At 65.0% G+C, this 14,386-nt stretch carries 13 protein-coding genes; 10 read left to right on the top strand and 3 right to left on the bottom strand.

Going from position 1 to position 14,386, the window contains the following annotated elements:
- Positions 1–24: 24 nt before the first annotated feature.
- The 3 genes from fecA to AC1RGE_RS12295 all read right to left on the bottom strand — a co-directional run bounded on the left by fecA (position 25) and on the right by AC1RGE_RS12295 (position 4,050).
- Positions 25–2,385: a TonB-dependent Fe(3+) dicitrate receptor FecA gene (gene fecA / locus AC1RGE_RS12285; protein WP_492584368.1), complete on the bottom strand. Its 2,361-nt coding sequence runs from the start codon at positions 2,383–2,385 to the stop codon at positions 25–27.
- 202 nt (positions 2,386–2,587) lie between these two features.
- Positions 2,588–3,553, bottom strand: a complete 966-nt coding sequence (locus AC1RGE_RS12290) for a FecR domain-containing protein (protein ID WP_072451248.1) — start codon at positions 3,551–3,553, stop codon at positions 2,588–2,590.
- Positions 3,554–3,561: 8 nt separating this feature from the next.
- Positions 3,562–4,050, bottom strand: coding sequence for a sigma-70 family RNA polymerase sigma factor (locus AC1RGE_RS12295; protein WP_011059338.1), 489 nt, complete (start codon positions 4,048–4,050; stop codon positions 3,562–3,564).
- Positions 4,051–4,269: 219 nt separating this feature from the next.
- Here AC1RGE_RS12295 and AC1RGE_RS12300 point away from each other — a divergent pair, with 219 nt between their 5' ends.
- The 10 genes from AC1RGE_RS12300 to AC1RGE_RS12345 all read left to right on the top strand — a co-directional run bounded on the left by AC1RGE_RS12300 (position 4,270) and on the right by AC1RGE_RS12345 (position 14,220).
- Complete coding sequence (locus AC1RGE_RS12300; RefSeq protein WP_011059339.1) at positions 4,270–4,575, top strand: DUF3649 domain-containing protein; 306 nt, start codon at positions 4,270–4,272, stop codon at positions 4,573–4,575.
- Complete coding sequence (locus tag AC1RGE_RS12305; RefSeq protein ID WP_492584370.1) at positions 4,572–6,155, top strand: PepSY-associated TM helix domain-containing protein; 1,584 nt, start codon at positions 4,572–4,574, stop codon at positions 6,153–6,155. The genes AC1RGE_RS12300 and AC1RGE_RS12305 overlap by 4 nt, the downstream gene beginning before the upstream one ends.
- Complete coding sequence (locus AC1RGE_RS12310; protein ID WP_047283981.1) at positions 6,156–6,482, top strand: DUF3325 domain-containing protein; 327 nt, start codon at positions 6,156–6,158, stop codon at positions 6,480–6,482.
- A gap of 11 nt (positions 6,483–6,493) precedes the next feature.
- The gene (locus AC1RGE_RS12315; RefSeq protein WP_011059342.1) at positions 6,494–7,072 is read left to right on the top strand and encodes an RNA polymerase sigma factor; all 579 of its coding nucleotides are present in this window, start codon (positions 6,494–6,496) and stop codon (positions 7,070–7,072) included.
- Positions 7,069–8,058: a FecR family protein gene (locus AC1RGE_RS12320; RefSeq protein ID WP_015634214.1), complete on the top strand. Its 990-nt coding sequence runs from the start codon at positions 7,069–7,071 to the stop codon at positions 8,056–8,058. Before AC1RGE_RS12315 ends, AC1RGE_RS12320 begins: the two co-directional genes overlap by 4 nt.
- A gap of 168 nt (positions 8,059–8,226) precedes the next feature.
- Positions 8,227–8,634 carry an ExbD/TolR family protein gene (locus tag AC1RGE_RS12325; protein WP_011059344.1) on the top strand — a complete coding sequence of 136 codons (408 nt, stop codon included), beginning with the start codon at positions 8,227–8,229 and terminating at the stop codon, positions 8,632–8,634.
- Between the two features lie 4 nt (positions 8,635–8,638).
- Positions 8,639–9,406 (top strand): energy transducer TonB family protein, encoded by a 768-nt coding sequence (locus AC1RGE_RS12330; RefSeq protein WP_011059345.1) that lies wholly within the window; start codon positions 8,639–8,641, stop codon positions 9,404–9,406.
- A 43-nt stretch (positions 9,407–9,449) separates the two neighbouring features.
- Positions 9,450–11,690 carry a TonB-dependent receptor family protein gene (locus AC1RGE_RS12335; protein ID WP_019093373.1) on the top strand — a complete coding sequence of 747 codons (2,241 nt, stop codon included), beginning with the start codon at positions 9,450–9,452 and terminating at the stop codon, positions 11,688–11,690.
- Positions 11,691–11,718: 28 nt separating this feature from the next.
- A complete protein-coding gene (locus AC1RGE_RS12340; protein WP_011059347.1) occupies positions 11,719–12,363 on the top strand; it encodes a MotA/TolQ/ExbB proton channel family protein in 645 nt (214 codons plus the stop codon).
- 153 nt (positions 12,364–12,516) lie between these two features.
- Positions 12,517–14,220 carry a bifunctional metallophosphatase/5'-nucleotidase gene (locus AC1RGE_RS12345; RefSeq protein WP_011059348.1) on the top strand — a complete coding sequence of 568 codons (1,704 nt, stop codon included), beginning with the start codon at positions 12,517–12,519 and terminating at the stop codon, positions 14,218–14,220.
- The last annotated feature ends 166 nt before the right edge of the window (positions 14,221–14,386 follow it).

Here is a 14,386-nt window from a genome sequence, read left to right on the forward strand (position 1 = left end):
GTTTTGCTTTGTGGGGAAAATTAATCAGAACGCCACGGAGGTCTGCACATAGAGCGTGCGGGGCTCGCCTACGTACTTGCCCTTGTTGTTGTCGTCGAAGGAACGGGTGAAGTACTGGTGGTTGAAGATGTTCTTCACCCCCACCGCCACGTTCAGGTCCGACAGTTGCGGGCCGAAGTCATACCCGGCGCGGGTGCTGAACAGCATGTAGCCGGGGATGCGCCCGGTGCTGCCATCGGCGCTTTCGGCACGGGTGTTGGCATTGTCGGCAAACTGGCTGCTCTGGTAGCTGCTGTCGAGGTTGAGCTTCCACGGGCCTTCGGTGTAGCTCACCCCCAGGGTGCCCTTGTGCTTGGAAGAGAAGGGCACGCGGTTGCCCTTGTTCGGGCCGTTTTCACGAATGGTGGCATCGACATACGCGTAGGTGGCGTAGACATCGAAGCCCGCCAGCGCCGGGGCCAGGCCATCCAGGGCGTAGCTGACGCTGCTCTCGATACCCTGGTGGCGAGTCTCGCCCCGGGCGATCACCGTGTCGTTGGTCTGGTTGCTGTCGTACTGGTTGTCGAAGTTGATCAGGAAAGCGCCGATCTCCGCCCGCAGGGTGCCGTCGTCATAGCGGGTGCCCAGTTCCCAGGTGCGGGCTTTCTCCGGCTTGACCTCGCCACTGGCCACGCGGTTGGGCATCTGGCTGTACTGCACGCTGCCGAAGGAACCTTCGGTGTTGGCGTAGAGGTTCCAGCTCTCGTTGAGGTGGTACATCACATTCAGCGCCGGCAGCGCGGTGTTGTAGTCACCCTTGTATTTGACGTGGGTGAGGTTGTTGCTCTGCTGCGACTCGATCATCTCGTAGCGGATGCCCGGGGTCAGGGTCCACTTGCCGATATCGATCCGGTCATCGACGAAGAACGCATGGGCTTCGGTGCCGCCACGGGTGTCGCGGTCATTGCGGCTGTTGCTGGTGGGCAGTTGCTGGTTGGCGGTCAGCGGCGTGCGATAGCGCAGTTCATGACCGGCTTCGTTGATGTAGCGGTAGCCGACGCCCACTTCGTGGCTGCTGTCCCCCAGGTCGAAGCCTTGGGCGAAACGGGTTTCCAGGCCGCGTACCCAGTATTCGCGAGGCGACAGGGAGAGGAAGCTGCCCTGGTCCAGGTAACCGCTGCGCAGGGTCTTGGTGAAGAAGCTGTTGACGGTGAATTCGCGGCGATCTTCCTGGTAGCGGTAGCCGACGTTGAACATCGTGCGCCGGCCCCAGAACTTGTCGTAGGGGCGGGTCGACTGGTACGGGTCGGCCTTGTAGTCCGCCACGTTCAGGCCGCCGGGCATGTCCGCCTCACCTTCGTAGTACTGGGCCATGGCATTGAAACTGTTGGCTTCATCGAGCTGGTACTTGCCCTTGAGGATCAGGTCGTCGATCTGCGTGTCGCTGTGTTCGCGCCAGTCGCCGCCGCGGGTGCCGGAGTACAGCAGGGCGCCGCCCAGGCCGTTGTCGGCGGTGCCACCGGCCAGCAGGTTGCCGGTGGTCTTGAAACCGTCATGGCTGGAGGAGGGGCTGGTTTCGGTCTGGAAGCCGCCCTTGACCGTCGGCGTGTCGGGAATTGCCCGGGTCACGAAGTTGACGATGCCGCCGACGTTCTGCGGGCCATAGCGCACCGCGCCACCACCGCGCACCACGTCCACGGCATCCATGTTGCCCATGCTGATGGGGGCAAACGACAGTTGCGGCTGACCGTAGGGGGCGAAGGGTACCGGGATACCGTCCATCAGCACCGTGGAGCGCGAGGCCAGGCGCGGATTGAGGCCGCGGATGCCGAAGTTCAGCGCCATGTCGTGGCTGCCGGTGCCGTTGTTGTCCGGTGCGTTGACCCCGGGAATCCGATTGAGCACGTCCCGCGCCTGGGTGGCGCCCTGGCGTTCGAACTCCTCGCGACGGATCACGTCCCGGGCCCCTGGGTGCTCGAACACATCGCTTTGCTGGGCATCGCCGAGCCAGTCGCCGACCACGCTGGAGGCGCCCAGGTGCAGCGGCTGCGCAGCGGCCTCGGGGCTGGCCGGTTGCAGGCTGAAGGCATTGCTACCCTCGGCCCGGGCTTGCAGGCCGGTGCCTTGCAGCAGAACGTTCAGGCCTTCCTGCGGGCTGTACTGGCCTTGCAGGCCACGGCTTTGCACGCCACTGGTGACGTGTGAGCCGAAAGAGATCAGCACCCCGGCTTGCCGGCCGAACTGGTTCAGGGCGTTTTCCAGCGAGGTCGGGGCGATGTGATAACTCTGGGCCTGGGCCTCGGCGGCCTGGACCAGGGGCAGGCTGGCCAGGCTCAGGCTGGCCCCCAGCAGCAAGTGGCGCAGGGTACGGGCCAGAGGCGTGAGGCAGGTGGGTTGCTCGGTCATGAAGGTGGGTCCTGAGAAGGGGGAATCAAGGTGGCTTTCCTTCTCTGTCACTTGAACCTGGGGAAACGGCTCATGGGCGGTGGTTTTTTTTCGGTGCCGGGGCGGGCGGCGATTGGTTTGCGGGGGCTTGGGTGAGGCCCGGGTCAAGGGCGCGTCCCCTGCGGAGCCGGTTGCAGCCCGCGGCAGCGGCGACAGAGTGCCGTCAGGCGCGGGCCTGGACGGTGACCCAATAGCGGGTGAAGCGACGTACCTTGACCGGCAGGCTGATCTCCAGCAGGTCGAGAATCCGCTCGCTGTCATCCAGGGGGTAGCTGCCGGAAATCAGCAGGTCCGCCACCTGCGCATCACAGTTGAGCTGGCCGCGGCGGTAGCGCCCCAGTTCGTCGAGAAAGTCCGCCAGGCGCATGTGCGCTGCCACCAGCATGCCTTCGCTCCAGGCGCCGCTGCCGGCATCCAGGGCCCGGGGAGCTTGCCAGCTGTTGCCGGTGAAATTCAGTTGCTGCCCGGCCGCCACCTGGGGCGGGGTTGTGGCGTAGTCCAGGGGCGTCACGCCGACGGTTCCGGAGAACACCGCCAGTTGGGTGTAGTCCTTGAATTGGCGCAGGTTCAGCCGCGCGCCTTGCGGGCTTACCTGCCCTTGTGCGGTCTGCACCCGCAGCGGCCGGGCATCCTGGGCACTGGTGAGCATGATCTCGCCCTCCAGCAGGCGGATCAGCCGTTGCTGGCCATCAAAGCGCACATCCACCGCGCTGCTGGTATTGAGCTGCAACTGGCTGCCGTCGCTCAGTTGCAGTTTGCGCCGCTGCCCCAGGGGGCTGCGGTAATCCGCCAGCAGTGGCGGCAGCGGGTTGTGCTCGCGCAGGCCCCAGGCGGCGGCCGATCCGGCGCCGAGAATCAGCAGCAGCTTCAGTGCCTGGCGCCGGCTGGCGGATTTCGGCGCGTTCAGGGCGGCGTGGGCCAGGGGCGAAGACAGGCCACGCAGGCGCTGGTTGACGCGCTGGATATGCTCCCAGGCCCGCTGATGTTCGCTGTGGGCATCGTGCCATTGCTGCCAGGCCTGTTGCTGGCGCGGGCTCAAGGGCCCGCCCTGCATTTCGATCAGCCAGTGCACGGCCTGTTCGGCCACCTGGTTGCTGAAATCGGGCTGGCCATTGAGGTGTGGGTTCATCGAGGCACTCACAGGGCGAAGTAGCAGCGCATCGCCGCTTTGTTCAGGTGGCGTTTGACCGTGGCGATGGAGATATTCAGCTCCCGGGCGATTTCGCCGTAGGTCAGGCCGTCCAGCTGGCACAGCAGAAAGGCTCGCTTGACCGGCCGCGGCAGGCCGTCGAGCAGGCTGTCCAGCTCCATCAGGGTTTGCAGGATGATGGCCCGCTCTTCCTCGGAGGGCGCCACCTGTTCAGGCATCTGCGCCAGGGTTTCCTGATAGGCCCGCTCCAGGTCCTGGCGCCGGTAGTGGTTGAACAGCACGCGCTTGGCGATGGTGGTGAGAAACGCCCGGGGCTCGATCAGGGCCGGTGTTTCCCGGGCGCTGAGTACCCGGATGAAGGTGTCCTGGGCCAGGTCTGCGGCGCTGTGGGGGCAGCCGAGCCGGCGCCGCAACCAGGTGTTCAACCAGCTGTGATGGGCCTGGTAGAGGCCTTCGACGGTAGCGGTGTGGGACAAGCCGGACGCTCCTGCACCGAGATGGCGCATAAGAGAACAAGAATTGTTCGCATTGTAGTGGGGCGACATGGCATTCGGCAATCAGGCCGGACCGACGGGTTTGCATCGGGTTCGTCGCTGCTTTTTGCATATGAGAATATTTATCATTAAACTTGCCCGCCTACTTCCCCCGGCCGCCTGTGTGCTGTGCCGGACCTCCCCTCGCGTCAAGGTCGAAACATGAAAAGCAAGGCTGGCGGTCTTTCCGCTTCCTATCGTCTGGCGGTGGCTTCGCGGGTATTCGCCGCGGTGCTGGGGGGCTATCTGCTGGCGGCGCTGGGCAGTGTCTGCCTGACCTTGCTGCTGCCCCTGCCCAGGGCCGATGCCGTGGTCAGCGGAATGGTGACGTCCTTCCTGTTCTATCTGGTGGCAGTGCTCTGGTGCTTTGCCTGTCGCAGTGCCTGGCAAGCCTGGCTGGGCTTGTTGCTGCCGAGCCTGGTGCTGGCGCTGGTCGCCGGCAGTGCCTACTGGGTGGCCCTGCTATGAAGGAAGGATTTCGCCAGTCCATGGCCTGGCTGCACACCTGGAGCGGGCTGCTGTTCGGCTGGTTGCTGTTTGCGATCTTCCTCACCGGGACCCTGTCCTATTTCAAGGATGAGATCACCCACTGGATGCAGCCGGAGGCGCCGGCCCGGGTCCTGAACGCCGATGCCAGCCTGGGGCTGGCCCAACGCTACCTGGAACGCCATGCCCAGGGTGCGCAACGCTGGTTCATCGGCCTGCCCGATGCCCGCCAGCCGAGCCTGTCGGTGGGCTGGCAGGCGTCCGGCAAACCCGGCGAGCGCGGTGCCTTCACCGAGAAACTGCTGGACCCGGCCACCGGCAGCGAAGTGCATGTGCGCGACACCCGCGGCGGCGAGTTCTTCTACCGCTTCCACTTCCAGCTGCAGATGCCCTATCCCTGGGGCCGATGGCTGTCGACGATGGCAGCCATGGTGATGTTCGTGGCGCTGATCAGCGGCATCATCACCCACAAGAAAATCTTCAAGGACTTCTTCACCTTCCGCCCGCGCAAGGGCCAGCGCACCTGGCTCGACGGGCACAACGCGGTGGGCGTGCTGGTGCTGCCGTTTCACCTGATGATCACCTACAGCAGCCTGGTGATCTTCATGTACATGGTCATGCCGGCGAGCATCCTGGTGGCCTACAAAGGGGATTCCGATGCCTTCTTCGAGGACTTGCGGCCCGCTGCTGCCGCTGCCTCGGCCGCCGGGCAGAGTGCCCCGCTGGCCCCCCTCGAACCCATGCTGAAGCAGGCCCGGGAACGTTGGTCGGGCGGCCATGCGCAGCGCCTGGTAGTCAGTTACCCGGGGGACCTGAATGCCTCGGTGCAGGTGTTTCGCCATGAAGCCGACCGGGTGGCCCGGGATTTCGGCAGCCAAGTGGCGTTCAACGGCGTGACCGGCCAGCCGTTGCAGGCCTCTGCCGAGCAATCCCTGCCGCTGGCCATCGGCGGCAGCTTCTATGGCTTGCACATGGGTCGCTTCGCCGGGCCGGTGTTGCGCTGGCTGTACTTCCTCTGTGGGCTGGCCAGCACCGCGATGATCGGCACCGGGCTGGTGATCTGGCTGGGCAAGCGCCAGCTCAAGCATGCCAAGAGTGCCGCCCAGCCTTTCGAACTGCGCCTGGTGGAAGTATTGAACATCGCCAGCATGGCCGGGCTGCTGCTGGCGGTGGCGGCGTTCTTCTGGGCCAACCGCCTGTTGCCCGCAGGCTTCGCCGAACGCGCCGACTGGGAGGTCAACAGCTTCTTCTGGGCCTGGGGCCTGAGCCTGTTGCACGCCTGCGTCCGCCCCGGCCGTCGCGCCTGGGTTGAACAACTGGGCCTTGGCGCCTTGCTGTTCGCCGGGGTGCCGGTGCTCAGCGTGCTCACCAGCCCGAGCCTGATGGATGGTTTCATGGTCCGGGGCGACTGGGCCATGGCGAGCTTCGACCTGGCGTGCCTGGGCAGTGGCCTGCTCCTGGCCTGGGCGGCGCGCAAGCTGCATCGCGCGGGGGCCGCCGCCACAGCCACGCCCCGGGTGCCCCGGCAACGCCCGCCGGCTCCTGAAACCGAGGTGAATTGAATGCTCCTGGTGCTGTTGCTCTGTTATGCCGGCTTTACCGGCCTGTGCCTGTCCCTGGACCGGCATCACGGCGAGCTGCTCGGGCACAAGCCTTCGGCCCTGCGCCGCCACGGCCTGCGTCTGGGCGGCTGGATGCTGCTGGGCCTGTCGCTGGCAGCAGCAGTGCAGGGCACCGGCTGGAGCCTGGGGCTGGTGCAGTGGTGCGCGGTGCTGATGTTCAGCGCCTTGCTGCTGGTGCTGCTGTTGCCCTATCGGCCGCGCCTGGTGCTGACGATGGCGGGGGCCAGCCTGCTGGCCAGCCCGGTCGCGGCCCTGGCCCACTTCTGAGCGGACCGACGATGATGAGCACCCTGCCACCGGAGCCTGCCGAGGGGGATCACCCTGATCCGCAGGGCAGCCGTGCGCATTTTCTCCAGGTGTTCCTGTCCCAGCGTTCGCAGATGGAGGCCCTGGTCAGCCGCCGGGTCGGTTGCCGGGCTACCGCCGCCGACCTGGTGCAGGACCTGTTCCTGCGCTTCTGGCGCCGGCCCCTGGTGCAGGTCGAGGAACTCAGCACCTACCTGCTGCGTTGCGCCGGCAATATCGCCATCGACCACCTGCGCAGCGAGGGCGCGCGAGTGCGGGTCAATGAAGGCTGGCTGCCAGAGCAGCAGGACAACCAGGGCAGCGAGCCCCAGGCGGCGCTGGAAGCCGGCAACGACCTGCGGCATGTCGAAGCGGCCCTGCGCAGCCTGCCGCAGCGCACCCGGCAGATCTTCCTGCTCAACCGCATCCACGGGCGCAAGTACGCCGAGATCGCCAAGGCCATGGGCTTGTCCCAAAGCGCCGTGGAAAAACATATGATGCGCGCCCTCGAAGCCTGCAAGGCCAGCCTGCGGGAAGCCCCGGGCACGCGCACGCCAAGGAATGCACCGTGAACCACCGCACGAGTATCTGCCCGACGCCCGCTCAGGAGCAGGCCGCGCTGGCCTGGCTGAGCCTGCTCCACGATCAGCCCAGCAGTGGCGACCAGGCCACCTTCAGCCAGTGGTTGCAGGCCGACCCCGCGCATATCGAGGCCTATGCCCAGGCCCAGGTGGTGTGGGAGCTGAGCGAGCAGCCGGCGCGCACCCTGGCCGATGAAGACGCCTTTGCCCTGCACGGCCTGCTGCGTTCCATGGATGCTGCCAGGGGCCGGGCCCGGCGGCGCTGGTCGGCGGGGCTGGCGCTGGCCGCCAGTGTATTGCTGGCGGTGGCCCTGGGCGCCGGCTGGCAGCCCGGGCGCTGGGTCGATGACCTGGGGGCCGACTACGTTTCCGCGCCGGGCCAGGTGCGCACCCTGATCCTGGCCGACCAGAGCCAGGTGACCCTGGATGCCGACAGCGCCATTGCCGTGGATTTCAGCCGCGGCGAGCGCCATGTGCAGCTGCGTCGCGGCGCCGGTTTCTTCAGCGTCAGCCACACCGGCGAGCCCTTTGTGGTGGACGCGCAAGAGGGGGAGGCGCGGGTGCTGGGCACCCAGTTCGAAGTGCGCCTGCAGCCGGGCGGGGCCCAGGTCACGGTGCTGTCCGGCCGGGTGGGGGTCACGCCGGCCAAGGGCGCGGCGCAGCAGGTGCTCGGCGCCGGGCAGCAAGTGGCCTACGGACATGGCGTTGCGGCCCCGCTGCACGCTGTCGACAGTGAGGCGCAACTGGCCTGGCGCCAGGGCTGGCTGAACTATTACCACGCGCCTCTGGCCGAGGTGGTGGACGACCTGCGGCGCTATTTCCCCGGGCGTATCCTGCTGCTCAACGATGAACTGGCGGCGCGGCGCATCAGTGGCAGTTTCTCCAGCAAGGACCCGCAGGCGGTCCTCGATTCACTGCAGGCGGTGCTCGGCTTCCAGCAGCATCGGGTTCTCGGGAGGTTCATCGTCCTGCGCTGAGAACCGCGTCCCAGAGCTCCCGAACATTCATCGTTATCGCTCCGTTCTGTCACCAAACCGTTACATCAGACGGGGATGATCTGCGCATTCCTGAGCACATGGTCAGGATCGGCGAGGGTTGTGATTCAGCTCTCACAAGGGAGGGATGGCTGAAGCGGGAGCAAGACGATGCGCAGCTGGGATGTAGCTAAAAAGAAAAAAGCTCATATCGAGATCATTCCGATGATCGATGTGATGATGTTTCTGCTGGTGTTCTTCGTACTCATCAGCCTCAACGTGATCCCGGCCGTAGGGATCAAGACGCAGTTGCCGGTCGCCAGTACCGCGCAACAGTTGAAGCCGCAAAACAAGGCAGTGATTACCCTGGGTCTGCAAGAGCGCCTGCAACTCGATGGCCAGGACCTGGATGAAAGTGCATTGCTGGCGCAACTCAAAGTGTTGAACGACAGCAGTGAAAAGTTGGTGATCATTATCAACAGCGATCAGGGCGTGGAAGTTAAACGCCTGGTTTCGGTGATGGACTTGCTCAAGGGCAATGGCTTCTCTTCCGTCTCCATCGCTACACGCAAGTCCTGACGCCATGTTCAGTCTCTATAGAACTCGCAAGTTGCTTGCGTGCCTGCTGCCGGCTGGCCTGTTGTTGCTGGTGATCTATACCAGCCAGTTGCAGCAGTTGCAGATCAAGCCGGTGTATGACGAAAGCACCGTGGAAATCGCCCTGGTCGATGCCGCCGAACTGCTGGCGGCGGCCGAGCCACCACCGCCACCGCCTGAGCCGTTGCCCATCGAGCCCGAGCCGCCGCAGGTGGTGCCGGAGGAAGAACCGCTGGTGATCGAGCCGCCGAAACCCAAGCCGGTGGTCAAGCCCAAGCCGCCGGTGCCCAAGCCCATGGTGGCCAAGCCTGCGCCACCCAAGCCGGCCCCGGCCGTGGCCCAGAACGCCCCCACCGCGCCGCAGCCCGCAGTGGCCGCTGCGCCGAAACCGGTGGCCGCACCGGCTCCCGTACCTGCTCCGGCCACCGCGCCCGCGGCGCCCAGCAGTGCAATCAAGGAAAGTCTGTACACCGCCGCTTTGCGCAAGGAACTGGAAAAGCACAAGCAATACCCCAGCGGCCGCGAGGCCTCGCTGCAACGTCCCCAGGGCGATGTGGTGATCTGGCTGGAAGTCGATCGGGCCGGCAACGTGCTCGACAGTGGCATCGAAAACAAGGCGCCGAACATGTTGCTCAATCGCGCGGCGCAAACCAGTTTGCGCCGCGTGGAGAAAGTTTCGCCGTTTCCCTCGGACGCGTTCTCCGGCAAGAACAAGCAACGTTTTACCGCGACCTTTAGTTACAACGTGGAATAAACCCATCACCTATTAACGAAAGTTGTAAGCAAGGGATTGACCCGTGAAGATCAATAAACTTTATGCCCTGCTTCTGGCATCGGGCCTGGGCAGTTTTGCGCCACTGGTTTTGGCCGACGATACCGTGGACGTAGGTTCGGTGAACGTTGCCGGTAAGCAGACCCTGGGCAACGGCCACATGATCAAGGAAGAAAGCGCCAAGGGCCGCTCCACCGTGACCAAGGAGGCCATGGATCAGATGGCCCCCACCGCCAACGCCGTGGACAAGCTCAAGTACACCCCGGGGATCAACGTTTCCAGCACCGACGCCTCGGGCCTGAGCGGCACCAACTTCACCATGCGCGGGATGAACTCCGACCAGGTCGGGCTCTCCGCCGACGGTTTCCCGATCAACGACTCGGGGGACTACAGCATCTACCCGAACCTGATGGGCGACCCGGAGAACTTCAGTGAAGTCTTCGTCACCCAGGGTTCGTCCGAAGCCGACGGCCCGCACATCGGTTCCAGCGGTGGCAACATCGGCCTGGTGACCGTGCGCCCGACCAAGGATTTCGGGGTGTTCGTCAAGCAGTCTGTGGGTTCCAACAACCTGCGCAAATCCTTTGCCCGCCTCAACACCGGCGAGCTGGGGGGCTTCAAGACCTGGGTCTCGGCGTCCCATACCGAAGGTGACAAGTGGAAGGGCAAGGGTACCTTGCGGGCCGACAAGATCGAGTGGAACACCCTGTTCGAAGACGGCAACGGCAACTCCACCAACGCCATCGTCAAATACAACCTGCAGGAAAACTACAACTACAACAGCGTCAGCAAGTCCCAGTTCCAGACCCAGGGCCGGCGCCTGGACTACTCGGAAAGCACCGTGTTCAAGAACGGCAGCGTGTCCCAGTCCTACAAGCTCAACCGCAACCCCTTCGAAAGCGTGACCGCCTCGGTGACCCAGCGCTTCCAGCTGCGCGACGACCTGAGCCTGACCTTCAACCCGTACTACGTCTGGTCCAACGGCGGCAGCTTCAGCGGCCAGACCGCCACCACCTTGTCCAGCACCTCCAGCCGGGCCGGCAACTATGACCTGAGCGGGCTGCCCAGCGGCACCTACTACCGGCCTTCGTGGACCGAGACCTGGCGCCCCGGCATGACCACCAAGCTCAAGTGGGACCTTAACGAAGAGCACAGCCTGGACGTCGGCTACTGGTACGAGCGCGCCCGCCAGCGCCAGACCCAGCCCTTCATCGGCATCAAGGGCAACGGCGCTCCGGAAAACGTCTGGGGCGACTACAACGGCTCCGACCAACTGGTGGACCGCAATGGCGCGACGGTCCAGGGCCGCCACCAGTACACCGTGACCCCGGCGCAGAAACTCTGGGTGCAGGACACCTGGCAGGCGACCCCGGACCTGACCCTCACCGGAGCCCTGGCCTACCAGTACGTTGAGCGCGATGGCAACAACCTGGGCAGCCTCACCGACAAGCCGGAAAAACGCGACGCCAAGTACCACGAGTTCCTGCCCAGCTTCAACGCCAAGTACCAGGTGGACCCGAACAACCAGGCGTTCTACAACGTCACCCGCAACATGCGCACGCCGCCCAACTACGTGCTCTACAACAAGGGTGATTCCATCAGCCTGAAACCCGAGCTGAGCTGGAACCAGGAACTGGGCTGGCGCTACAGCGAGGAGAACATGGCCCTGAGCGCGACCCTGTTCTACATCACCTTCAAGGACCGGCAGATCTCCACCACCGACCTCAATGGCGACTACGTCGTGGCCAACGTCGGCGAAGTGAAGAACCGTGGCCTGGAGCTGGAGTGGAGCGGCCGCTTGCCACACAACTTCAACTACTACGCCTCGTACACCTACACCAAGTCCGAGCAGATGGATGACCTGACCAACAAGAACGTGCTGCTGCCGACGTCCGGCAAACAGCTGACCAACGTTCCGGAAAACATGTTCAACCTGAGCCTGGGCTACGACGATTCGCTCTACTACGGCAACGTGGTGGGCAAGTACGTCGGCGCCTTCTACGGCGACCTGACCAACGACGAGAAGATCTCCGGACGCACCGTGTTCGACCTCAATGCCGGTATCCACCTGCCGGTGGACAAGAAGGTGCTGAAGTCCGCGACCCTGCGCTTCTCGATGCTCAACGTGTTCGACAAGGAATACCTGGCGTCGGTACGCACCGTGTCTTTCAACTCGGTAAGGACCAATGGCCTGGCGCCAAGCACCGCCTATTACAACGTGGGTGAAGAACGCACCGCGATGGTCTCCCTGGAAGCTGCGTTCTGATTCGATTCAGGCACAAGAGGAAATGACGATGGACATGAATCTGCTGCACGACATCACCTTCTACACCATGTACGGCGCTGCCGCGATTGCCGCCTTCATCGCGGTGGAGCGGGGCATCTACTTCAGCTTCAGCCTGCGCCAGGCGAAGAAACTGGAGACCGTGCTCAACCCGAAGATGCACAGCGTCGACGATCTGCCCGCCCCGCTGCGCGAGCGCAACAGCCTGCCCCTGGAAATGGTCGCCGAGCTGTTTGCCCACAAGCAGGGGCTGGCCAGCCACAAGGACCTGGAAGACCTCAGCGAGTCGATCTACATCGCCACCCGCAGCAAGCTGATGCATGGCCTGTGGCTGCTGGAAACCGTGGTTACCGCTGCGCCCTTGCTGGGCCTCTTGGGTACCATCCTGGGGATCATCGACACCTTCAAGGCCCTGGCCGAGACCGGCGTCAGCGACCCGGGCGAAGTGTCCAAGGGCATCGGCACCGCGCTGTATGCCACGGCCCTGGGGATCGCCATTGCCCTGGGCAGCATGATCTTCCACAACCACTTCCAGGACCGGGTCGAGCGCATCACCGACCACCTGAAGATCCTGCTGCTGCGCGCCGGCATGGGCACCGCGCTGAAGGCCCCGCCAGCACCCCAGGTGGTCCATGGCAGCCTGCAACCTGCCTGATGACCTGACCTGTAGCCGCTGCCGCTGCCGCTGCCGCTGCCGCGGGCACGGGCTGCGATCGACGGCGAAGCCGGCGCTGTTCCCAGCGCTGTTCTCTGTCTGATCGGCCTGCGCCAGCGGCTTTTTTTCGCTGATCTACCAAGGATTTCTTTCATGTCCCGTCTTCGTCCCATGCCCCGGATGCTGGGGGCACTGACCCTGGCCCTGGTCACCCTGGCCGGTTGCAGCTCGCTGTCTGAACCGCCGCAACCGGTGGCGGTGAACATCGTCGCCATCAACGATCTGCACGGCTACCTGCAAGCCAACCCCTTCAGCTACAAGGACCCCCAGGCCCCGGGCGGCGTGCGCAAGCTTGCGGCCGGCGGCATCGCTACCCTGGGCGGCATGCTTGCCCAACTGCGCCAGCAGGATCCGCAACTGCTGTTCATCGGCGCCGGCGACCTGGTGGGCGGCAGCCCGCCGCTGTCGGCCATGTGGGCCGACGAGCCGACCCTGGACGCCCTGCGCCAGATGGGCATGAAACTCAGCGCCATCGGCAATCACGAACTGGACAACGGCAAGGCCGAGTTCCTGCGCCAGCTCAATGGCGGCTGCCAGTCGTCGCGGCCGGACAAGGCCTGCCAGTTCCGCCCGAACTACCCCGGCAGCGGCTTCCCCTACCTGGCGGCCAACCTGCTGGACAGCGACACCGGCAAGCCGTTGCTGCCGGCCTACCGCATCGAAGAGGTGCGCGGGGTCAAGGTGGCCTTTGTCGGTGCGGTGCTGCGGGACGTGGCCTCGGTGGTCAGCGCCAAGGGCATGCGCGGTTTGCAGGTGGCCGACGAAGCCGAATCCATCAACAAGCTGATCCCCGAACTCAATGCCCAGGGTGTCAACGCCATCGTCGCCGTGGTGCACCAGGGCGGCTCGACCCCGGAGCCGTTCGACAAGCAGGACTGCTCGCAGCTCGGCGGCGATATCGTCGACGTGGCCAAGCGCCTGGACCCGGCGGTGGACGTGCTGATCAGCGCCCACTCGCACCAGGGCTACCTGTGCAAGGTCGGGCCGCTGCTGGTGACCCAGGGCAATTCCTACGGCCACCTGCTGACCCACCTGACCCTGCAAGTGACCCCGGGCCAGCACCGGGTGGCGAGCATCCAGGCCCTCAACCTGCTGGCCGATCCGGCCCGTTATCCACAGGACCCGGCCCTGGCGCAGTTGCAACAGGAGGTCGAGGCCCGTAGCAACCAGGTGCTGCTCAAGCCGGTGGGGGCGATTGCCGCCTCGCCGATTGCCCGGCGTGCCGACGCGGCCGGGGAAATGCCCATCGGTGACCTGATTGCCGACGCGCATCTGGCCGGCGGCCGGGCCAATGGCGCACAGATCGCCTTCATGAACACCGGCGGCATTCGCAGCGACCTGGCCCTGGAGCCCGGGCAGACCCGGGTCAACTACGGGCAACTGGCGACCTTGCAGCCGTTCAACAACAACCTGATCGCTTTCGACCTCACGGGCCGGCAGATCGAACAGGTGCTCAACCAGCAATGGAAGGGCGCGGACGATGCCAACATCCTGCAAGTGTCCCAGGGCTTCACCTATCGCTGGGACCCCAAGCGCCCGCCGGACAGCCGTGTCGTCCCCGGCAGCGTGCGCCTCAACGGCAAGCCGCTGCAGGCCGGCGCGAACTACCGGCTGGTGATGAACGGCTTCCTGGCCGATGGCGGCGACCGCTTCAGCCTGTTCAAGAGCGGCCTGAACCGCAGCGACCTGGGGGTCAGCGACCTGGAGGCGATGCTGCACTACCTCAAGGACATGGACCAGCAGGGCAAGCCCGTGGGCTCCAGCACCAGTGCCGGGCGCATCCAGCGATCCCTGTAACGAGCGCTGTAGCCGCTGCCGAGCCTGCGAGGCTGCGAAAAGGTCCGCAGGGCCTTGCTTGACGGTCTCCCGTCAAACCTCCTGCGGCCTCACGAGCGCCTCGATCTTCGTCGGAGTGCGGCCCAGCTCGATTGCAGCCTGCGGCAGCGGCTACAGGGGATGCATC

Source organism: Pseudomonas sp. GW823-FHT02C05 (assembly GCF_058797595.1).

What these genes read in the sequence shown, in the direction of transcription:
- fecA (WP_492584368.1), bottom strand. Translation starts at nt 2,385, where the DNA reads ATGACCGAGCAACCCACCTGCCTCACGCCTCTGGCCCGTACCCTGCGC.
- AC1RGE_RS12290 (WP_072451248.1), bottom strand. Translation starts at nt 3,553, where the DNA reads ATGAACCCACACCTCAATGGCCAGCCCGATTTCAGCAACCAGGTGGCC.
- AC1RGE_RS12300 (WP_011059339.1), top strand. Translation starts at nt 4,270, where the DNA reads ATGAAAAGCAAGGCTGGCGGTCTTTCCGCTTCCTATCGTCTGGCGGTG.
- AC1RGE_RS12305 (WP_492584370.1), top strand. Translation starts at nt 4,572, where the DNA reads ATGAAGGAAGGATTTCGCCAGTCCATGGCCTGGCTGCACACCTGGAGC.
- AC1RGE_RS12310 (WP_047283981.1), top strand. Translation starts at nt 6,156, where the DNA reads ATGCTCCTGGTGCTGTTGCTCTGTTATGCCGGCTTTACCGGCCTGTGC.
- AC1RGE_RS12315 (WP_011059342.1), top strand. Translation starts at nt 6,494, where the DNA reads ATGATGAGCACCCTGCCACCGGAGCCTGCCGAGGGGGATCACCCTGAT.
- AC1RGE_RS12325 (WP_011059344.1), top strand. Translation starts at nt 8,227, where the DNA reads ATGCGCAGCTGGGATGTAGCTAAAAAGAAAAAAGCTCATATCGAGATC.
- AC1RGE_RS12330 (WP_011059345.1), top strand. Translation starts at nt 8,639, where the DNA reads ATGTTCAGTCTCTATAGAACTCGCAAGTTGCTTGCGTGCCTGCTGCCG.
- AC1RGE_RS12340 (WP_011059347.1), top strand. Translation starts at nt 11,719, where the DNA reads ATGGACATGAATCTGCTGCACGACATCACCTTCTACACCATGTACGGC.
- AC1RGE_RS12345 (WP_011059348.1), top strand. Translation starts at nt 12,517, where the DNA reads ATGTCCCGTCTTCGTCCCATGCCCCGGATGCTGGGGGCACTGACCCTG.